Source organism: Mesobacillus subterraneus (assembly GCF_020524355.2).
GTDB classification, from domain to species: Bacteria; Bacillota; Bacilli; order Bacillales; family Cytobacillaceae; genus Mesobacillus; species Mesobacillus subterraneus_C.
In genome coordinates this window covers 1,881,275-1,902,456 of sequence record NZ_CP129019.1, presented here as the reverse complement: position 1 = coordinate 1,902,456, position 21,182 = coordinate 1,881,275, and the positions used below count along the sequence as shown (strand labels likewise).

Sequence of the window (21,182 nt, the reverse complement as noted above, 5' to 3'; positions counted from 1 at the left end):
AATATTGAAGGTTTTCCAGTTTTAATATTTTCTAACGCCAAATCGAGCATTCAACTGTCCTTGGATCATTTTCTTATGCGCCTCATCTTTATGTCGTTTCTTTTCCTTAATCATTTCTTGCCGGATCTCATAAGTCTGGACACCATCTTCGATTTTATTGGCTATCTCAACTAATTGCTCTACATCTAAAAAAGAATATCTTCTGCTCCCACCAGGAGTCCGCTCAGGAAAGATTAATTTACGTTCTTCATAATACCGGATTTGCCGTTCAGAAAGTCCGGTCAACTCACTGACAATACCAATAGTAATGACTTTCTTATCTTTATAGGAAAATGAGTCAGCAGCCAATCCTCACACCACACTTTTACCGTTTTCTCTATTATATGTTACATTTCCTTACGTGGCTATTATTTTATAAATTAAGTTCATTAAATGCTATTAATAAGCGTTTTTAGCTCAGTTAAAGTCAATTTCCTTAATTCTTCTTCACTTTCATCACTTAACTTCGATTTGATTAAATGCTGGATATAATGGTCCTTTAGTTTTTCAACAGCTGTACGTATGTGTATGGACACAATGAATCCCTCCTTAGCAAGTTTCATTTTGAGCGGCACGCAATATTTCTGAAGCGTGCTTCCCATGTCTTTTCAAAAGTTCTTCATACAATTCATCCCGAAAAAGATCAAGCATGATAATCAACTGTGCCAAATCAGAAGTATTCTGTACTTTCAAATTCTTCTCCTCATTTCCTGAAGCTTTTACATAAGCTTAAAGAGTTCCTGAAATAAAATCCGCAGGTTCGTAAGGATTTCTGACAGGATTTTTCAAGGGGAAAGTTATGATTAAAGTTAAATCCGGAAAACCTAAAATGATTTTTATATAAGGAGGAATGAGGATGGAACTGAACCAGCAGCCCGAAAATAGAGGCTATGTCATAAATGAATATGACGTACTTAAGAAAGTCATTCTTTGTAGCCCACAGTATATGACAATACGTGAAGTAATTAATGAAACCCAGAAACATTTCATGGAAGAGGGCATACATATAGAAGTTGCCTTAAAACAGCATATAGAATTTGTGAACATATTGAAAAAATACGGGGTGGAGGTCGTCCTTCTTCCATACCATAAGAAATATCCAGAGCAGGTCTTTACGAGAGATATTGGCTTTACACTCGGACAAACCATTTTTGTTGCGGATATGGCCAGCGAAGTACGTAAGGGAGAAGAGAATGTCCTTAAACAGTGGCTCGAGGATGAGGGGATATCCTATTATAATTTAATTGGTGATCAGATCGAGGGAGGGGACGTTGTTATCGATCATGACACTATATTTGTCGGCTTAAGTAACCGGACAAACCAACAAGCAGCAGATCACCTGCAAGGATTGCTTCCGAACATGAAAGTTAAAGCCGTTCCCTTTAAAGCGGAGTATTTGCATCTTGATTGTGTATTCAATGTCGTTTCTCCTGAAATTGCGTTGATTTATCGACCTGCATTGACTGAGGAAGATATTCAGCTGCTCAGCTCGAGATATGAGTTGATTGACGTGAGCGAGGAAGAACAATTCACCCTGGGAACAAATGTTTTAGGTATAGGACATAAGAGAATTCTCAGCTTACCTGTGAATAAAGGAGTAAATGAGCAGTTAAGAAGCAAAGGATTCGAAGTAATTGAAGTTGATATCACAGAAATCATCAAATCTGGCGGATCATTCCGCTGCTGTACACTTCCGATTTTACGAGAGAAGAGCGAACATTAAGATTTCATGCGGGAGACAGCCGTCTCTCGCTGTTTTTCGTTATAGCTAGCCTTGAAAGCTTTGCTGATAATCAGTGAATAGCTGCCCAAGTAAGGAGCAGCTCTTACAGCTTTGAATGATAGTAAGGAAATCCCATCCGCACTCATAACACTCGCGGTATGAACCCTGCTAATAAATAAGTATATTTCTGTTTTTTAACAGTGATAAAATTGTTTGATAATAAATCTCACATTTTGATTGTCCTTTAAGTTGAATTATCTTATAATTCAAAATAGAAAGAAATCAAATCTGTAAAGGGGGATTCATTTGGAAGCTTTTGTTTCTTGGCTTAATGGGATTCTTTGGAGCAACCCGGTCATTTACATCATTCTAGGAATCGGTTTGCTCTTCTCAATCCTCACACGTTTTCTGCAAGTCAGACTTCTGAAAGACATGGTTAAACTAATGTTCACAGGAAGAAGTTCCGATGCTGGTGTTTCATCTTTTCAGGCCTTATCTATTGCTTTATCTGGCCGGGTCGGGACAGGTAATATCGCAGGTACAGCCACTGCTATTGCAATGGGTGGACCTGGTGCAGTTTTCTGGATGTGGACAATTGCATTCATCGGGGCGAGCAGCGCATTCATTGAATCAACGCTTGCTCAAATTTACAAGGTAAAGCAGGATGGTCTTTATCGCGGTGGTCCTGCATACTACATTGAAAAAGGTCTGGGGATTAAGTGGTTCGCAATTTTATTTGCAATAGCAGCATTGCTGGCAATGTCTCTCTTGATGCCAGGGATCCAATCAAATTCAATTGCACTTGGACTTGAGAACGCGTTTGGCGTAAGTAAAACTGTAACAGGGCTGGTTGTCATCGCACTTTTAGCAGTAATCATTTTTGGCGGCGTTAAGAGAATTGCAACAGTAGCCCAATATACTGTTCCATTTATGGCCGTAGGATACATCCTTGTGGCTCTTATCATTATTGGAATGAATATCACGGAAGTTCCTGCTGTCTTCGCATTGATTTTCAAAAGTGCTTTTGGTGCTGATTCCATGTTTGGCGGTATATTGGGCAGCGCGATTGCATGGGGTGTAAAACGAGGTATCTACTCCAACGAAGCAGGACAGGGTACTGGACCGCACGCAGCCGCTGCTGCAGAGGTATCTCACCCGGCTAAACAAGGCTTGGTTCAGGCATTCTCTGTATACATCGATACATTGTTCGTATGCTCGGCAACAGCTTTCATGATCCTGTTCACAGGAATGTTCAATACCGTTGGTGCTGACGGGGCATTCATTGTCGAAAACCTTAAGGGAGTGGAAGCAGGTCCAGGATATACACAGGCTGCAGTTGATTCGGTTCTTCCTGGATTTGGTGCAGAATTCGTAGCTGTTGCACTATTCTTCTTCGCTTTTACGACGATCATGGCTTATTATTATATGGCAGAAACAAATATTGCTTATCTTCTTAGAGGAAGAAATGGCAAGGTACCAATGTTCATCCTGAAAATCGTTATCCTTGGCGCTGTCTTCTATGGAGCGGTAAAAGAAGCGTCATTGGCATGGGCGCTTGGAGATGCCGGCCTGGGACTGATGGTATGGCTCAACCTAATAGCCATTGTCCTTTTGGCAAAACCAGCCTTGATTGCTTTGAAGGATTATGAGGAACAGAAAAAGCAAGGAATTGATCCAGTTTTCAATTCCAAAAAACTCGGCATCAAAAATGCTGAGTTTTGGGAAGAAGAATATTCCTTCAACCATGAAAAGGATAAAGTATCATAATTTGTTTTTCTAAAAGAGCTGCCTTCATCAATGGGCAGCTCTTCTTTTTTGCTAATTTGTTTGTTTTATTGTCCCGGTGGAATGGGAACAATGAGAGCATTAAGGTTGAATCGGGGGAATTTCATGAAAATGTTATGCATCGATGGGGGCGGTATAAGAGGCATTTTCCCGATTGCTATTCTGCAAGCGATAGAGGACGAATTTGGAAAGCCTGTAGCTGAACTCTTTGATGTGATCTCTGGTACAAGTACAGGATCTATCATTGCCGCTTCAGCTGCTATGAACACATCGATGAAAGAAGTGATGGGCAGGTACGAGACATATGGTAAAAAAATATTTGTGAGAAAGTCAAAGATCGGTCTTTTTAAAAGCGTGTATAGTGACAGATATTTACGTCGTCTGTTAAAACAGGCTTTCAAAGATATTACTCTTGGCGACATCACAAAGCCTTTATTGATACCCGCTGTTGATATAACACATGGAAAACCTTATGTCCATCGGACGGATTTCGGTTACTCTTCTGATAATGAACTGTCGCTAAAGTTGTGGGACGCTGTACTTTCATCTTGTTCGGCACCAATATACTTTCCGCCGAACAATGTAAACAACCAATACTTATCGATCGATGGAGGACTATGGGCAAATAATCCGTCGCTGGTTTGTGTCACGGAAGCCTTGCATCACTTTAAAATCGACTTAGCTGACATCCATATCCTATCGATTGGGACAGGCCAACAGAAAATTGATTTTTCCATAGGGGAGGAAAAGTACTGGGGCATTAAGCAATGGCTGCCATTCCATTTTCCAACTTTAAAAGTTACGCCTAAATTATTGGATCTGGCGATGGATTTATCATCTGAATCAGTTTCCTATCACTGCCAGCTTTTACTAGGTGATCATTACCTTAGACTGAATACAGAGCTATCAGAAGAAGTCCCGTTTGATGATTTTACTAATATGTCAGAACTAAAGAATCTCGGGCGGCAGGTATTTCAAGATCATAGAGAGAAAATCGCATCTTTTTTATCGGAAAAATAAGCTTTATGCTGGCTAAAAAAATCATTATAACTTAGTCTTAAACAGAATGTAGATTACATAGTTTTGAAATACTATTCTGTGTAAAAAAGACAGGAGGTACGAACGATGGATAAATTGGAAGTTGGCGAAGTATTCACAATCAGTGACGAGAATGATGTGGAGCAAGAAGTTGAGGTGATTGGCACTTTAACAATTGAAGGGGCTGACTATGCAGCTGTCAGTTTTGTTGAAGATCTGCAAACCGAAACAGATGAAGATATTGATATCTTTTTCCTGAAAGTAGACGAAGATGGAGATTTCGCAGCCATTGAATCGGATGATGAATTTGAAAAGGTGTCTTCTGCCTTTGATGAAATGATGCAAGAAGAAGAATAATGGGGAGGAGGGAGGTTAAGCCTCGCTCCTTTTTTGGTATTATAATGTAAGGACAAAATGGTAAAAAAACCAGTAAATAGAAGGAAATTATACGAGGTTGTCGAATTGTTTTTGAAAGGAGTTGATTCAATTGGAAAGCGTCGTCCTTGTTACCTTTAAAATAAAGGGGATTCCGATACCTATTAAAATAGCATCTACAAACGAACCAAGCAGGGAGCAAATATTAAAGAAAATTTCGGATTTTGCAAACGGATACGACCTATCAGGCGAAATCCAATTCAGGAAGCTTCTTAAGGAAAACGGTCATAAAATGTATATCTATGAGATTGGTGAGAGAAAGTGTATGGTGCTAGTAGAAAGGCTCGAGAAAATTAAAGAATTCGAAGAGATCAGTTCATAGCACGGAAATTAGGATTCGATTTCTTTTTCATGATTAGTGCACCCTGTCAGGTTGAAAAAAATACTAATAAAAGTGCAGCTATAACTCTTATAGCCGCTCCTCCTATTTGACATATAGCACTTTCCTCATTTCAGAATGCTTAGGAGGATTAATTTTATTATCATTATTCAGTGCTTTCGCTGTAATCCGCTGCCATAAGCAAAGTATTCTCCAGTTTGCCTTTTTTGAACTTAAGATAACCGATTGTGTTTTTCGTTTCGGCCACAGTGCCATCTCCGAAAGAATAGTACTGAATACTTTCTTCCCATAAAAGCTTTTGTTTAGGATTCACATCACTTTTTCCAAGGGTAAGATTGTAAGTTTTCCCACAGCTGCGATGAAGGGACTGCTCTTTCCTTCTGCTAGCGTTAAGCCAGAGCACGGTTTTCATTAAGACTCCCCATACCCCTGTAAAGCTTTCATTATGAATGGGGCTGCTTGTGAATTGATACAGTGAGTGTTTTTTTCCCGAACTAAACCGAACCTCAGATTTCACTGATGAAGAGAAGTGGACATCGCCGGACAGCAAAATACAGTACGCAGGATCCCAGCTGGCAACTTGAGATATAAACGAATGCAAGCCTTTTCCATTGTACTTCCATCCATCAAAATCAAAAGTTGTCTGGACAGGGAAGCCTAAAACTTTGAATGGATATACATATTTATGGAGCACGGATTCGATCAATCCCATTCCATAAAAAGGAGTTGGTGAAACTATATTCAGGGGAGTCTTGCTTTTCCAGCCGCTTTGAATTAATTTTTGAGCTATTGCCTCCCAGCCTTCTTTGCTGATCAAAAGGGGAGTGCGCGTTGTTTCTTCAATCATTCTCCCTAGTTTAATTGTCTTTGGCCTCAAATCGAACTCACGTTGGGTCCTAGTAGTATCAAGAAAGACTGTTTTCGGAACGGTAGGAGCGATGAAATGCCAGGAATGATAATTCCATAAATAATCCAACCCTTGTTTGTAACTGGCTGAATCAATGCTGGAAGAAGCGATAAAGCTATTAACATTTTCCAAAAATGTCTGGTCAAATCCCTCCGGCTCATTACCCCAACCCTGGAATAGCCAGTAGGCAGCCAGGCCGTTTCCGATTATATACCTGCCTAAAGAAGATTCCCTTACAGAAGCAGCCCACTTTTCGGATATATTCCAATCATCTGTCATATCATGATCATCAAAAATCATGTAGGTTGGCGTGTTCGCCATCAAACGTCTTGTCGCAGACAGTAAGACGACAAAGCTCCTCAAATTCTCGATTTGCTCCTCATACCTCGCTTCCAATTTCAACAGTTCTTTCGTTCTCTTCTTTTCATCTTTATCCAATTTAAGATGAAGTATATTCCTTTCCAGTAACTGTTGAAAGGAAGGAAGCAAATCACTCTCATGGATGTCATCCCAAATTTCCGGACTCCAGCTGAATACATACATGGCTGCATATTCACCAAAAGTCATCAAATGATTATCACCCTTCCTGGTAGAAAAGTTGGCGAGATGCTCGACCAGGAATTGCCGTCCATTCACCTGGTATAGCACCTTATTTAAGTTTTCCGGCAGGAGCTCATGTAATTTGGCGCTATCCTTCTTACCGATCAATTCCTTCCCAAGTTCAGTCAGAATGGGAAAAAGAGGGTCTGCAACATCATCTGTATAAATTTGGTCTCCCATTAAAAATAAGGCATTAGGTCTTTCTGAGAGATCAAGATGTTTATTTTCTAAGAGGACATCTGCTGCAAACAGGGCATCATCACCATGTCCATGCGGCTTTCGGCATGAGCCATACAGCAAGTTTGCAGCCTCACTTTCATGGTTTAGATAAAACGCAGGAAATTTTAGATTTCCGTATACGATTGAACGTGGATTATCAGGATTGAGCAGGTTATAACTGCCAAGATTTTTGACAAAATGCCCCTTTTTAAAAATCAAATCATAACCAAGGAGGGTGAAGGGAGGAAAACCTGTATGGGCGGGATAGATTTTGACCAAATAGATAAATAGCTTCTCTCCTGCTTTATACACTTTGGTTTCAGTAAGGATTTCAAATGGGACATACTTATTTTCTTCGTCTGCACCAGCAGGATCAATTTGAAACAATTGAGCCTCGATTTCAACTTGACGGCTTAATGCAATCCAAATATATATGGAAGAAGCGTCAGCCCTTCTAATGAACGGTCCGGATAATATAGCTGGTAATCTCATTCTTCAGTTCACCACCGTATAGTTCTTTACTGCTAACTTATTCATGCAGTAACAAAACGATGTCCAAGGGGTCATAAAGAAAAGGAAGCCAACAGCGGCTTCCTTGTTTATTTCCGGGTATAGTATCGAGGATCTTCCTGTTTTTTTAATTCCCCTGAGATTAAAGCGGTGGCACTTTGATCCCCTTTAGCATCCAGACCTGCTTCCCATAGCATCATGCCGCCAAGTTGTTGGGAAAGTGCAAGGCTTGTTTTCTTTTTCAATGTGGCATGGTCATTGTAGTGGTATGTTGTCCCGTTCATTTCGACATGGTCCTTTGTGGCATTAGCAGGATGATGATTGATAAGGGCTTCATATGAGACTTGCTTGATCGAAGGGTCCTGAGGCTGTGCATACAGCGGCACACCGAGGACAAGTTTCTCCCTTGAAAATCCATGCTTGTCAAAAAGAGCTGTCCAATAGTCTACTATATTAGCAGAATAAGAGTAAGGTGATAAATTCGCAGCGTTATAATCTCCATCCCACTGACCATCATAAGCCATCAAATTGACATGATCAAAGTACTTGAACATGGATGGCTCAAACACGACAGAGTGAATTTCAGTCCCTGTCACGCTGTGCACCTTGGCATTTACCGCGATAGACAATTCTTTTCCGTTTGGTTTCAGCTGTTCACTTATTTCTTTTGCAAACTCAGCAAGATATAGCGCATCTTCTGTTGAGCGCGGGTGCTCAAAATCGATATCTATGCCAGCTAGCTTTTCTGATTCAGCAAAACTGACAAGCTCATGAACCAGTTTTTTTCTAGAAGCAGGGTTTGAGATAGCTGCCTTGAAGTAATCATAGGATTCTCCGCCATTGATATGGTACCAGCCGCCGATTGCCAGCATTACCTTCGTATCATGTTTTTGCGCATTAGTAACAATCTCCCTTAAATTTTTGACAGCATGATCTCCATTTAGCAGCATGCTGCCATCCTTGTATGGATGGGCAAATGAAAAAATGACATGTGTCAGGCTTTGAAAATCAATTTCGTCTGGCTTCCTGAAATCCTGGACATAGCCAATCAAAACCTTTTCTTCTTGCTTCTTCAATTGTGGTTCTTTCTTTACTCCAGATATTTTGGTTGAGTGTGCAGCTTCAGCACTGGTTGCGACTGATTTTGCTTTTTGTGTATTCGAATACAATGTTCCAGATATAAAACCGCCCATGAAGATAAGTAAAACAATGATCAGTGGCAGAAAACGTCTTTTCATAAGAGTATCCTCCTGTGTTTTATCAACCTTAAAATTGTATCAGAGAATACACCTTCATAGCTGTGGAAATATCAGCCTATCTATTTCACCAATAGATTAATAAACAAGAATCGGGGAATATAATAAATATACTTAATGATAGGAGCGGAATATTATGGACTCAAAATTAGCAAGAGCCGGGAGTACGGACATAAGTTTTATTGATGAAGGCAAAGGAGATCCAATCTTACTCATACATGGATTTGCCGGCAGCAAGAAATATTGGGAGGAAATCATTCCCGAATTGACCGACAATCATAGAGTCATCGCACTCGATCTTCCAGTCCATGGAGAGTCAGGAATGGGGAAAGACAGATATTCCATCGAGGATATGGTCAGTACCATTAAAGAATTGTTAGACGAGTTAGGTGTGGATAAGGTAACGTTTTTCGGTCATTCTCTGGGGGGATATATCACCCTGGCATTTGCCGACTTATACCCTCAGCATTTAAAAGCTTTCTCTTTGGTACACTCAACAGCACATCCGGATTCAGAGGAAGCAAAAGAATCCAGAGAAATCAATGCAAAGAAAATTCAGGAAGAAGGAGCTGGACCATTTATCGAGGGACTTTCCCAGAAGCTCTTTTCTCCTGAAAATACAGAAGTGAATGCGAAGGAAATCGAAGAGACAATCAAAATTGGCTTGAATACCAATGTAGAAGGCCTTATAAGCGCATTGAAGGCGATGAAGGATCGACCAGGAAGGATAAAAGTATTAGAAGAAACAGACCTTCCTGTGCTCTTAATTGCTGGTGAACAGGATCAAATTATCCCTCCTGAAAAAACTTTTACTGTATCGAGACAAAATATTGAAGAGAAGGTAATTAAAAATGCCGGCCATATGAGCATGTATGAACAGCCTGGAAAACTTGTGAAGGTGATGAAGGATTTTCTTGCAAAAAAATAACAATTCAAAGACACCTGTCCACTTAGGGCAGGTGTCTTTCATTAATGTGGATTTATCCAGTAGAGAAGCGTCTCATCCTATCGCATGAACATGGTAGCAATCGCAGAATCAATGATTTACTTCATCATTGTCAGTATATCGTAATACCATTGTATACTAACCTCTTAACAAATCTTCCATTTAAGGTATAATATTATCTGTGAGAAGATGCTGCAGGATTTACCCAATTAATTGCGGCTATCTGATATAAGTCGAAAGAGAGTGGAATTTATGGGTCGTAAATGGAACAACATTAAAGAAAAAAAAGCGTCCAAGGATGCAAATACTAGCAGGGTTTATTCAAAATTCGCGCTTGAGATTTATGTTGCAGCCAGACAAGGTGAACCGAATCCAGAATCAAACCAGGCACTGAAATTCGTTCTTGAAAGAGCGAAGACATATAACGTACCAAGAGTCATTATTGATCGTGCAATCGATAAAGCCAAAGGCGGAGCTGAAGAAAATTATCAGGAGCTTCGTTACGAAGGCTTTGGTCCTAATGGATCCATGGTAATCGTTGATGCACTTACAAACAATGTAAACCGTACGGCGTCTAATGTACGTGCAGCTTTCGGAAAGAATGGCGGGAACATGGGAGTAGCTGGTTCCGTATCTTATATGTTCGACAGAACGGCGGTAATTGGTTTTGAAGGAAAGTCAGCTGAAGAGGCACTAGAAATTCTAATGGAAGCTGATGTTGATGTTCGCGATATCCTTGAAGAAGATGATTCTGTCATTATCTATGGTGAACCTGATCAATTCCACGCTATTCAGGAAGCTTTCAGGAATGCCGGAATCAATGATTTTACTGTTGCTGAACTGACAATGCTGCCTCAGAACGAGGTTACTCTTGACGAAGAAACACAGGAACAATTCGAGAAGTTAGTTGATGCACTGGAAGATTTAGAGGATGTACAGCAGGTATACCATAATGTTGATTTTGCTTAATTGAATTTTAATACAAAAACAAACCCATTCTATAAAGGAGTGGGTTTGTTTTTGTATACCTGATAAGTTTAAACCGGTTATTTTAAAGGAATAGACAGATATATTGGAATTGCAGGTGGTACACATGGTAGATACTTTTATTAGGGACATTTCGCGAGAAGAAATTATAAGGCTGGCTGTATTTTTAGTGATTATCATTTTAGGAAATTGGTTAATCAAGAAGGCAGCGAAGTATTCGGCTGCAAAAAACTCAAGACTCTTCCAAAAGGCTCTGCCCATAATCGATTCCCTGGCGGATTGGGTCACCTTTTACGGAATCATCATTTTGCTCTTATTAACCTTCTCAAAAAATGATTGGTTATTTAATCCTCTATATACTCATGGGGAAGTCGATGTAACAATTTTGCTGCTAGTCATTGCTTTCCTCATCGTTTCACTTGCACACAGGCTTATTAAGTTATTCAATAAGTATATTTTATCATCTGTTTATGATTATTACGGAGTGGACAGGGGATTGGGGTATACGTTCAATCAAATCATTTACTATACTGTTATGTTTGCAGCCCTTGCGGTAAGTTTAACAAGTGTAGGGATCAACCTGACTGCGATAGGGGCAGTTTTTGGTGTTCTTGGCATTGGTATTGGTTTTGGCATGAGGAATGTTGCTGGTAACTTTGTATCCGGTATTATCATTTTGTTTGAAAGACCAATTGAAGTAGGGGAAATCATTCAGATCAATGATAAGGTCGGGCGTGTTGAAAAAATACGGTTAAGATCCACAATCATACGTACGGCAAAAGAAGGGACATTGATAGTCCCTAACCAGTATTTTATTGAGCAGATTGTAAAGAACCGAACCAGTGCAGAAATGATGGCTCAGGTAAAGGTGAGTGTCGCTTTTGGGACAGATACTCACAGGGTACAAGCTCTACTTGAACAAGCAGTTAATGAAATTAAGGATAATGAAGAAGGTATCCTTGATTCTCCGAAGCCTGATATTCGGTTTATTGATTTTCATAGCAAGGCGATGGAGTTCCTCATTGAAATACCGGTCGTTAACTTTGAAATCAAAGAAAAGATTGAAAGTAAATTAAGGCATATGGTCGCAGCGATTTTTGTTGAAAACGACATCCATCTCCCAGCAATAAACTTTCAAATGATTGATACAAAATGACCTGTCGTTTTATAAACAAACTCTTATAGTTTTCAAGAAAGCCAAATAAAACAGCTGCTCAAAATGAATTGAGCAGCTGTTTTATTTGGGAATTATGCAGTAATATTCTCGTCAATTTCAACTTCTTCGAAAGTTTCCCCTTCAGAGCGGGCAACATAGACGGCGCAAACAGCATCGCCGGTAATGTTGACAGCGGTTCTGCACATATCAAGGAGACGGTCGACCCCAAGCACTAAAGCAATTGCTTCAACAGGCAAGCCTACTGAAGTTAATACCATTGACAGCATGATCAATCCCACTCCAGGGACACCAGCTGTTCCGATACTTGCCAAAGTCGCTGTCAATATGACAGTCAATAATTGACCCAGTCCAAGTTCGGCTCCATAAACCTGAGCAATAAAGATGGTGGCAACCCCTTGCATGATCGCTGTTCCATCCATATTGATCGTGGCTCCCAAAGGCTGTACAAAACCACTGACACTTTTGGAAACCTTAAGATTATTTTGCAATGTTTTCATAGAAATAGGCAGAGTCGCTGCACTACTTGAAGTGCTGAATGCCACAATCATTGCTGGCGAAAATTCCTTGATGAATTTTATCGGATTCAGTTTTCCGAGCAAAGAGACCGCTGAACCATATGTGATCACAAGGTGCAGCAGCAGGACGAACAGAACCACGAACATATATTTACCCATTGCTGAGATTGCCTCTAGACCCTGGCTGCCGATTGCTGTAGCAATCAAACCGAAAGCCCCATATGGTGCAAATTTCATGATAGCCTGAACTAAATACATTAGTACATCATTTGCCTGTTCGACAAGTTTGATCAGTCCAGATGCCTTTTCACCAACTCTAGCTATACCAAAGCCAATGATAATTGAAAATGCGATCACTTGGAGCATAGAACCTTCGACCATGGCCCCAAGTGGGTTGGCCGAATAATATTCAATAATGTTTCGATAACCGGCGGCGCCTCAGCACCTTCAAAGCTTGCGCCATCCAACTGGAAGCTGCCTGAACCTGGTTGAATCAGAAGTGCCATTCCGATCGCAAATACTAGGGCAATTGCGGTAGTAATGAGGAAGAAAGTGATCGTCTTTCCGCCAATCCTGCCAAGCTTCTTCGGATCACTAATTCCTGCAGTTCCTAATATCAGTGAAACAATAACAATAGGGACAACAAGCATTTTAATTAAATTGACAAAGATTTTTCCAAGAGGGACGAATACATAACTATTAACTGTTTCGAACACTCCAGGCAATGCTAAGTTAAAAATAAGACCAACAATGATACCCAATCCCATACCATAAAGAATTTTACGCGTCAGTGACATCTCATCTCCTCCTCATAATAAAGAATAAAATATGAAAGCGCTTACTAAAATAACTTCTAATAATAAATATTTAAGTACAATGAAAGTATGACTTTTTTTGAGTGATTTATCAATATATTTTCAGAATATTATAAAAACATAAACTGAAACAGAATGAATTATTCATCTATGGTATATTTTTGATAACTCTTTCGGAAGGAAGGGATATATTGTGGATGCTCGAGATAAATGGAATCGAAAATATATAGATAAACTGACTAACCAGGCAACTCCAGATCCAAATAAAAGATTGCTAGGGATAGCTTCTTACCTGAACAGAGGGACTGCGATTGACTTTGCCTCTGGTATGGGAGGCAATAGCTTCTATCTTGCCGAGCTAGGCTATGACGTGACAGCTATCGATATTTCTGACATTGCTATTAACTATATTCAAGGACAGGCAGATAACCGAGGGTTGAATATTACAACCAGAGTAGCTGATCTGACGAAAGAAAGAACCGATTTCATGACCCATAAATACGATTTAGCGGTCATGACCTATTATCTGGACCGTTCTTTATTTTCACTGGTAAAACAAGTGATTAATGATGATGGATATTTATTTTTCGAAACATTTTACAAACAATATGCAGCTGGAAACGTACATATATCAAATCAATACAAGCTGGAGTCAAATGAGCTTCTTAGAGAATTCATAGAGTGGAAAATCCTCTTTTTTGAAGAAAATGAGCAGGAGGGACGACAGACAATTTTTTGTCAGAAAATATAGCTATGTATTGGTTAAGAAAGTTGGATGTCTATTTCCTGAATTAAAAAGGGGAAGGAGCATCAGGAGGAAAAATATTTCATAAAATAGGTTAGCTGAGTAAAGGGTGGGTTGCTATGTATAATATTCTGTTATTTACAGATTCAGGGGTCGATGATTCATTGGCCCTTATGTATGCCCTGCTTCATCCTGAACTTAATGTTGTGGGAGTTGTTACCGGGTACGGAAATGTCACAAAAGAACAGGCAATTAATAACACGGCCTACTTATTGCAGCTGGGAGGGAGAGAAGATATACCGATCATCGCAGGTGCATCAGGACCTTTAACAGGTGAACTGGCTACCTTTTACCCGGAGATACATGGACCAGAGGGACTTGGTCCAATCAGACCGCCAGACGATTTGGGAGAACTAAAGGTCTATGATATAAATAAAATCCTCGATATTGTTAACCAATATCCTGATAATCTAGTAATCGTCGGAGTCGGAAGGCAAACGGAACTAGCTATACCATTTATTCTATATGGTGAGGAACCGTTCAAAACAGTAAGTGCCGTCTACATCATGGGAGGCGCCTTCCTTGTACCTGGCAATGTAACAGCGGAAGCTGAGGCAAATTTCTATGCTGATCCGATTGCTGCTAATCAGGTGCTGGAAAAGGCAAGAAATGTTTTTCTGCATCCTTTAAATATCACGAATAAAGCCATCATCCCCCCAGCAGTAATAGATTATCTTGCACAAAACAGCCAGTCTCCTTTTAAGGATCTAATTAAACCTGTATATGATTACTACTTTGAGGCGTATAAAAAGAATGTCCCAGGTATCCAGGGTGCACCGCTCCATGATGTGATCACATTGAGTGCCCTGGTGAACAAAAACTTAGTAAAATATTTGCCAAGACGAGTAACCGTAGAATTATTTGGGAGGGCAAGAGGTAAGAGCATGGCTGACTTCAGGCCCAAGCCTGAGCAGGAACCAGAAGAAAATCTGGATTGGATAGGCATGGAAGCAGACATTCCAGCTTTTGTTGAAGATTTCACCCTTATTTTTATGGGAGACACGAAAGCAAAGGAAGATTAATAAACAACGCAATTTAATTGAAACAAATGAATGTATTATTGTCCCTTTCAAGGTTCTAGATACAGTATAAGGTTTAAAAGGCTGCATAAGGGCATCTTTATGGGCGAAAGCAACCCTTATAGCTGGGCAAATCCGTGCATAAGGGCATGTTTACATGAAAAAGGTACTCTTATAGAAAACCAAATGCTTTCATAAGAGCATCAAAGTTGTTTTTAAATCTACAAAGTGAAAAGAACTCCAGACATGAGAGTTCTTTTTCATTTTTCGAATTATACAGTTTGATTAACCTCATCAAATTTATTTCTGTGTCGATTTGAATAAAGCATCACGAAAATGCTTGAGGTAATCAAGGTTCCGTGGAAAATCCAGACCATTTTAGCTAATGAAAGGGCTTCTAACAGAATCGGGGCAACGACAAAACCAAGAGCAAAACCTAATGATTTTAACAGCATGCCAACGCCAAATATTCTTCCCCTGATGTAATTATCCGTTTTCTGAAGGATCGTCGCGTGCAGGGTGGTGAAGCAAGCATCAAAAATTCCGGTGAAGAACGCAAACATAAGGACAATCCAGATATTCATATTTGACAGAAAGGTTATAAAGCCTGTTGACATCAAGATGGCTGCAAGAAAATATGTACGATACAAGTAGTTTCCATGCAGGAATTTCATTTTCGGCAGCAAAAGGGTGGCTAACACAGATCCGATTCCCCAGACACCCCAGATCAGCCCGTAAATCAAGCTTTGTTTGCTGGAATCAATTGTGTCAGCCAGCAAAGGAATACCAAGATTATGAGAGGCACCGGCAAATGAACCAACTAGGAAAACAATGTTTACATCCAATAACATCGGCACTGAAAGGATGAAAGTATATACTTCTTTTAAATCTCTGCCAACCTGGGAAACTTTCTGTTTAAATCCATTGGTGATCAATCCTGAATTTGCAGGCTTAGTGGTTTGCCACTTAATTTTGATCAATACTGCCGCAGATATTAGATAAGTAGCAGCGTCGATCATCAAGGTAACCTGGTAACCGAGAAAATCTGTGATCAATCCAGCACCAATGAACCCGAAAACTAAGCTGATTGATGTAAGTCTGGAGATAAGAGCGTTCGTCTGTAAAATCTTGTCCTGACCGAAAATTTGCGGAATTTCAGCACTGTAACTTACAGCAAAAAAGCTGCTTGTCAAACCAATCAAAAAGCAAACAATCAATATCATTACCGGATTAGGGAAGGGAATCAAGCTGAGGATGATGATTGCCCGAAAAACATCAGTCCATATCATGATCTTCCTACGGTCAAAACGGTCAGCAAGAACACCTGAAAATAAGCTTGATAAAACTCCGCCCAGTGTCCTGAACGCCATCGTGGCTGCTAGCCAGGCTGGACTCCCGGTGGCAATATACATCAAGACATTGATTGCAATTAAATCCATAAAGGTTCCGAGATCAGAAAATGCTTTTACATAAAGAAAAACTTTGCGGTTCATAGAATCTCCCTTAATCACGAGGTAGTATGGTTATTCTGTTTTATTTTAATGATTTTGAATATACTTAGCAATACGAAATTTCAGTTTTTTGCTATACTAGAAGAGCCTACTTTCTGAAATTGAAGAAACTCCCTGATGAACAGGGAGATCTCCGGTCTCATGGCTATGTTATCACCATGGTCTGCCATACCAGGGGCGTCGACCGTAACCATACCAGGGGCGTCGTCCAAATCCGTACCATGGTCTGCGTCCGTACCAGTATCCAGGACGTCCGTAACCATAATAGGGACCACCGAATCCATAACCGCCGTAAAATGCAGGTGCAGCAGCAGCTAAGAACAATAAAGGGATAATCCTTTCATCATTCTGCTGATCTTGTCTGTGAAGATAAGTTTGAGGGTAATTCATTGAGCAACCTCCTATAATATATTCAATATAGGATATGTGGCTAAAAATCCGATGGAATTAAAATAGGAAAAATAGACAGTTGCCCATGCTTCTTAAATATAGAGCTAGACAAAAAAAAGGAGGGACCTACATAATGATTCAATTAATCAATCAAACTGTCATGCATAGTTATCCGGGAATGGTCGCGCTGGTGACGGTTAGTCATAACGGTGAAAATAATATTATGGCTGCTGGCTGGCATTCCTACATATCTTTTGAGCCACCAATTTACGGAGTTGCCATCGGCCGTGAACGTCATTCTTACCAGCTCATAAAATCTGAAGGCAAATTTGCGATTAATTTTGTGCCATTTGAATATTCTGCACTTATTCAGCAAGCAGGTGTGTATACTGGTTCAAAAGTGAACAAATTCAAAGAGGCGAACATTCGTTTCGATTACGGATCTTCAACTAATTCACCCATACTGCGTGATGCTTATATAGCATATGAATGTGAAGTCATAGACCGCAATAGTTACGGTGACCATGATTGGTTCGTTGCAAATATCGTACAATTTTACAGAGATCCAGATAAATTCCTTAAAAACGGCATGCCAAATTTTGAACAACTCACCATTCCGCTTTATCTAGGCAGATCAACATACACAAATGTAAATCAACATAGTGAGTTTGTCTCACATAAGATAGAGGAATAGAAACACAAATAAGAAACGAAAAATGATCAGCCAAAGGTGCAGGTCATTTTTCGTTTTTGATTTTTGTAATCGGTAGGAGAAGAGTCCAAATTAACCACTTGTAAAAAACTCATTTTCTAGTTTACATAACATAAATTCTAGGAAGTTGTATAAATGAATGCTAATAACGTCTCAATAACTAAGTATACTTAAATCAGTGAGACGGAATAAAAATTCTTAAGTTCACTTTTTCATGATTATGTTATTACATAAAATCAATTTAAGTTTAAATCAATGAATTCACCAATCCAGCATATTTACTTTTGCACAATTTGATTTTTAGTCTGTTCCATTTTCCCATGATAAAAATCCTTTTTATCAACCATCCATTTGGCTTCTGGATTACTTGAGAAAAACTATTAGAACTCTTTAATTTCTCCTATTCACAAGTATTCATTCCACTGACTATTAATCATTCAAATTCATAATCAATCCGACCTTCTTTTATTTTTTCATTCACATAATTTTGTTTACATAACATTATTATGTATACTTTCAGCCTGTTGCTATCACCTGCATAATAAAAAGCACAGGTTCACGCCTGTGCTTCGGGAGTTCTTTTCTTATTCACTTTGTTAAGATACATTCTTGGCGTACCATAGTATGCTACCTGATTAAATTCTGGGTAAATAGATGAAAACTGTACGTAAATTGGAGCATCGAGCAGCCAAGGATAATATGTGTAGAAGTTTTTATCTCCATAAACTATCGCAGTCAGTGCTAAATCCAGCTCTTTTTTGAAAATCATATACCGGATCCTGGACATATTCAGGTCGTATTCTCCATTACTTATATACACCTTAGCATACAGCAAGTATTCACCGTTGATGGTGATCCAGTCTGCCAAAACTTCATCCCGCATTTCAAAGTTGATTGCCTGGTAATCATAGACATTACCGACTGCTAGAAACAGCTCTCCAGTTAGATCGGAATGTGTTAAAGTATACTTCCTGCTATCTATCGGTACAAAAGCAGTTGCTGGTGGAATAAAGGTAACGCTCAATCGTTCTGGCTTGAATTTGCTCATGGCACAAGGCTCCTTCCCGCTAAAAGAATCCTTTTCCGATATCATATGCCTTTGAACCGAAATCCGTGACAATCGCCTATATTTTTAAGTTTCCAGGCTTTTGACTTCGGCTTTTATTAGCTGCCATTTTCCCTTTTCATATATCCATGTCGATTCAATATTCGCAATTCCATCCGCGTTATATGCACCATTAATTCGCTGGATGCCTTTTAACCCATAAAGATCATCTTTTACCTTAATCGGCTTTAAAATGCCAAAAGGAAGAACCATTAACTCTGTTGGTTCATTCAGCTTTCCGTCCTGATATAAACCAAGGCGTTCGTACTCCTCTTTTCTGTCGCTTAGATCAAAACTATATGACTGGCCTGTTTCCTGGATACTTACGGAAGCCTTGTAACCATCCTCAAATCGGCTGTTGACTGCAAGAGGTTCTGGTACAGTCAGATTGGTAACTTGGAAATCCTTTAAACTATATAAATAAAAATTCGATAGACCTCCGCTTCCCCCGGTAGGAACACTGATAAATATGTCTTTTACGGAATCGTGGTTCAAATCTTTATAAATAGTAGTGGGATCGTATCCACTATCTAGGTCAATTTTATATATTTCACCATTTGAGGCTCTGACTTTTAAAAAAATCTTTTTGAGAAACTGTGCCCCTTCTTCATAAAGAACTCCTTTTACATAAATCAAATCCTTTTTTCCATCGCCAGTTACATCAACTTTTTCTTCAGAAATCGTCACCGTTTTTTCATTAGACTCCCCTGCATATACGCCGGTAAGGGCGGTTAACGACATAAAAAAGAATGCGCTGAACGTGATTAATAGCTCCTTTTTCAACATGCATCACCCCGTTATACCTTAACATGTCCAAATATGGTAAAAAAATGCACAAAAAACCTCTCTGATTAAATCAGAGAGGTTAATGATGATTATTTATGCTTGGATTCTTCGTGTTTACGGTATTCCCAGGATTCAATACCTTTCAAACCTTCGATAGTATCAGCATAAAACACTGGGTCTTTTCCTTCTTTTCGCTGTTCTCTATAATCCTTTAATGCTGCCATGGCGATTTTTGCAAGCAAGGTTATGGCTACAAGGTTGATCAGGGCCATTATTCCCATGAAAAGATCCGCCAAATTCCAGACAATGGCTAACTCGGCAACTGAACCGAACAAAACCATTGCGATAACAGCAAGACGATAAATAAACAGTGCTGTAGGACTTTCCTTGATGAATTCAATATTCGTTTCACCGTAATAGTAATTTCCGATAATAGAGGTGAAAGCAAAAAGGAAAATAGCTCCTCCGACGAAAGCTGGTGCCCATGAACCTACATGAGCTGTCAGGGCAGCCTGTGTTAACTGGATACCATCTAAATCAGGATTCGTATATTCGCCTGACATAATAATGATAAAGGCTGTTGCTGTACAAATGAGTAAAGTATCTGTAAATACTCCTAATGTTTGAATTAGCCCTTGTTTTACTGGGTGTGTGACTGCAGCAGTCGCAGCAGCATTTGGTGCACTACCCATACCAGCCTCATTAGAAAATAGGCCTCTCTTGATTCCCATCATGACCGCTGCTCCAATACCGCCGCCAACTACTTCCTGTAAGCCGAAAGCATTTTTAACAATCAGTGAGAGCATAGCCGGGATTTCACTGAAATTCATAACCACGATAAACGATGCGAGAATCAAATATATCACCGCCATGATTGGCACGATGATTTGTGATACAAAAGCAATTCTCTTGATGCCGCCAAAAATAACTGCGGCAGTCATAATAGTTAGGATGATTCCCATCCAAAAACGATTGAATCCAAATGCCTGGTCAAATGCAAGGGCAATTGTATTCGATTGGACAGAACTAAAAACCAAACCAAAAGTAAAAACGATAATGATTGCAAACAAAACGCCTAACCAGCGTTTGTTCAGTCCGCGTTCCATATAATAAGCAGGACCGCCGCGATATTCTGCCTCATCAGCATCTTTTACCTTATAGATTTGAGCTAGAGTACTTTCGATAAAGCTTGATGCAGCACCGATAAGGGCAATGATCCACATCCAGAAGACAGCTCCCGGACCTCCGGCTGAGATAGCTGTCGCTACACCGGCCAGGTTACCTGTACCAACTCTAGAAGCCAGGCTGACCGTGAATGCCTGGAATGAAGACCTTCCCCTTTTCCCTTCGGCAGATACCGTGGCTGGATCTTTTAATACCCTGATCATCTCAGGCAAAAATTTGAACTGAACAAATCTGGTTCTGAAAGTAAAATATGTACCCAGTACTACGAGAACAGCAATTAAGATATAACTCCACATATAGTTGTTCAATTCAGATATGATGTTGTTGAAAATTTCCATAAAAAACTCCTTTATTAGTTTTTGACAAAGCTGATTTTC

At 39.7% G+C, this 21,182-nt stretch carries 21 protein-coding genes and 1 pseudogene; 11 read left to right on the top strand and 11 right to left on the bottom strand.

The genetic code is table 11. The annotated features are described in order from the left end of the window. Positions 1–21: 21 nt before the first annotated feature. The 3 genes from LC048_RS09750 to LC048_RS09740 form a co-directional block, all read right to left on the bottom strand. The gene (locus LC048_RS09750; RefSeq protein WP_226600893.1) at positions 22–348 is read right to left on the bottom strand and encodes a MerR family DNA-binding transcriptional regulator; all 327 of its coding nucleotides are present in this window, start codon (positions 346–348) and stop codon (positions 22–24) included. Between the two features lie 80 nt (positions 349–428). After that, entirely contained in the window at positions 429–575 is a 147-nt protein-coding gene (gene fbpA / locus LC048_RS09745) for a Fur-regulated basic protein FbpA (RefSeq protein ID WP_226600892.1), read from the bottom strand. Positions 576–588: 13 nt separating this feature from the next. Next, positions 589–732, bottom strand: coding sequence for a hypothetical protein (locus tag LC048_RS09740; protein ID WP_226600891.1), 144 nt, complete (start codon positions 730–732; stop codon positions 589–591). A gap of 163 nt (positions 733–895) precedes the next feature. On the opposite strand from LC048_RS09740, the gene LC048_RS09735 reads away from it, so the two are divergent. The 5 genes from LC048_RS09735 to LC048_RS09715 all read left to right on the top strand — a co-directional run bounded on the left by LC048_RS09735 (position 896) and on the right by LC048_RS09715 (position 5,342). Further along, on the top strand, positions 896–1,762 hold the full coding sequence (locus LC048_RS09735) for a dimethylarginine dimethylaminohydrolase family protein (RefSeq protein ID WP_226600890.1): 867 nt from the start codon (positions 896–898) through the stop codon (positions 1,760–1,762). Between the two features lie 306 nt (positions 1,763–2,068). After that, complete coding sequence (locus tag LC048_RS09730) at positions 2,069–3,529, top strand: alanine/glycine:cation symporter family protein (protein ID WP_226600889.1); 1,461 nt, start codon at positions 2,069–2,071, stop codon at positions 3,527–3,529. Positions 3,530–3,652: 123 nt separating this feature from the next. After that, entirely contained in the window at positions 3,653–4,567 is a 915-nt protein-coding gene (locus LC048_RS09725) for a CBASS cGAMP-activated phospholipase (RefSeq protein ID WP_226600888.1), read from the top strand. Positions 4,568–4,672: 105 nt separating this feature from the next. After that, positions 4,673–4,942, top strand: a complete 270-nt coding sequence (locus LC048_RS09720; RefSeq protein WP_226600887.1) for a DUF1292 domain-containing protein — start codon at positions 4,673–4,675, stop codon at positions 4,940–4,942. A 130-nt stretch (positions 4,943–5,072) separates the two neighbouring features. Then, positions 5,073–5,342, top strand: a complete 270-nt coding sequence (locus LC048_RS09715; protein WP_226600886.1) for a hypothetical protein — start codon at positions 5,073–5,075, stop codon at positions 5,340–5,342. Positions 5,343–5,505: 163 nt separating this feature from the next. On the opposite strand, the gene LC048_RS09710 is transcribed toward LC048_RS09715, so the two are convergent. Together LC048_RS09710 and LC048_RS09705 are read right to left on the bottom strand one after the other, a co-directional pair. Then, positions 5,506–7,578 carry a metallophosphoesterase family protein gene (locus tag LC048_RS09710; protein WP_306050110.1) on the bottom strand — a complete coding sequence of 691 codons (2,073 nt, stop codon included), beginning with the start codon at positions 7,576–7,578 and terminating at the stop codon, positions 5,506–5,508. A 107-nt stretch (positions 7,579–7,685) separates the two neighbouring features. Further along, positions 7,686–8,834: a glycoside hydrolase family 18 protein gene (locus tag LC048_RS09705; protein ID WP_306050108.1), complete on the bottom strand. Its 1,149-nt coding sequence runs from the start codon at positions 8,832–8,834 to the stop codon at positions 7,686–7,688. Between the two features lie 154 nt (positions 8,835–8,988). Here LC048_RS09705 and LC048_RS09700 point away from each other — a divergent pair, with 154 nt between their 5' ends. The 3 genes from LC048_RS09700 to LC048_RS09690 all read left to right on the top strand — a co-directional run bounded on the left by LC048_RS09700 (position 8,989) and on the right by LC048_RS09690 (position 11,941). Then, entirely contained in the window at positions 8,989–9,780 is a 792-nt protein-coding gene (locus tag LC048_RS09700) for an alpha/beta fold hydrolase (protein WP_306050106.1), read from the top strand. A gap of 270 nt (positions 9,781–10,050) precedes the next feature. Further along, on the top strand, positions 10,051–10,767 hold the full coding sequence (locus LC048_RS09695; RefSeq protein ID WP_226600882.1) for a YebC/PmpR family DNA-binding transcriptional regulator: 717 nt from the start codon (positions 10,051–10,053) through the stop codon (positions 10,765–10,767). Between the two features lie 124 nt (positions 10,768–10,891). Next, positions 10,892–11,941 (top strand): mechanosensitive ion channel family protein, encoded by a 1,050-nt coding sequence (locus LC048_RS09690; protein WP_226600881.1) that lies wholly within the window; start codon positions 10,892–10,894, stop codon positions 11,939–11,941. A gap of 92 nt (positions 11,942–12,033) precedes the next feature. Here LC048_RS09690 and LC048_RS09685 read toward each other — a convergent pair. Then, positions 12,034–13,244, bottom strand: a pseudogene (locus LC048_RS09685) (dicarboxylate/amino acid:cation symporter). A 241-nt stretch (positions 13,245–13,485) separates the two neighbouring features. Here LC048_RS09685 and LC048_RS09680 point away from each other — a divergent pair. Together LC048_RS09680 and LC048_RS09675 are read left to right on the top strand one after the other, a co-directional pair. Continuing rightward, positions 13,486–14,043 (top strand): class I SAM-dependent methyltransferase, encoded by a 558-nt coding sequence (locus LC048_RS09680; RefSeq protein WP_226600879.1) that lies wholly within the window; start codon positions 13,486–13,488, stop codon positions 14,041–14,043. Positions 14,044–14,156: 113 nt separating this feature from the next. Continuing rightward, entirely contained in the window at positions 14,157–15,119 is a 963-nt protein-coding gene (locus LC048_RS09675) for a nucleoside hydrolase (RefSeq protein WP_226600878.1), read from the top strand. A gap of 269 nt (positions 15,120–15,388) precedes the next feature. On the opposite strand, the gene LC048_RS09670 is transcribed toward LC048_RS09675, so the two are convergent. Beyond that, a complete protein-coding gene (locus LC048_RS09670; RefSeq protein ID WP_226600877.1) occupies positions 15,389–16,609 on the bottom strand; it encodes an MFS transporter in 1,221 nt (406 codons plus the stop codon). A 171-nt stretch (positions 16,610–16,780) separates the two neighbouring features. Continuing rightward, entirely contained in the window at positions 16,781–17,017 is a 237-nt protein-coding gene (locus LC048_RS09665; RefSeq protein WP_264188225.1) for a hypothetical protein, read from the bottom strand. 133 nt (positions 17,018–17,150) lie between these two features. Between LC048_RS09665 and LC048_RS09660 the strand changes: the two genes are divergently transcribed. After that, on the top strand, positions 17,151–17,711 hold the full coding sequence (locus tag LC048_RS09660) for a flavin reductase family protein (protein ID WP_226600876.1): 561 nt from the start codon (positions 17,151–17,153) through the stop codon (positions 17,709–17,711). A gap of 574 nt (positions 17,712–18,285) precedes the next feature. Here the strand turns inward: LC048_RS09660 and LC048_RS09655 are convergent. From LC048_RS09655 to LC048_RS09645, 3 genes are all read right to left on the bottom strand, one after another. Continuing rightward, positions 18,286–18,777, bottom strand: coding sequence for a staygreen family protein (locus LC048_RS09655; protein WP_226600875.1), 492 nt, complete (start codon positions 18,775–18,777; stop codon positions 18,286–18,288). A gap of 84 nt (positions 18,778–18,861) precedes the next feature. Beyond that, entirely contained in the window at positions 18,862–19,620 is a 759-nt protein-coding gene (locus LC048_RS09650; protein ID WP_371932021.1) for a hypothetical protein, read from the bottom strand. An 89-nt stretch (positions 19,621–19,709) separates the two neighbouring features. Beyond that, on the bottom strand, positions 19,710–21,143 hold the full coding sequence (locus LC048_RS09645) for an alanine/glycine:cation symporter family protein (RefSeq protein WP_226600874.1): 1,434 nt from the start codon (positions 21,141–21,143) through the stop codon (positions 19,710–19,712). Positions 21,144–21,182 lie beyond the last annotated feature (39 nt).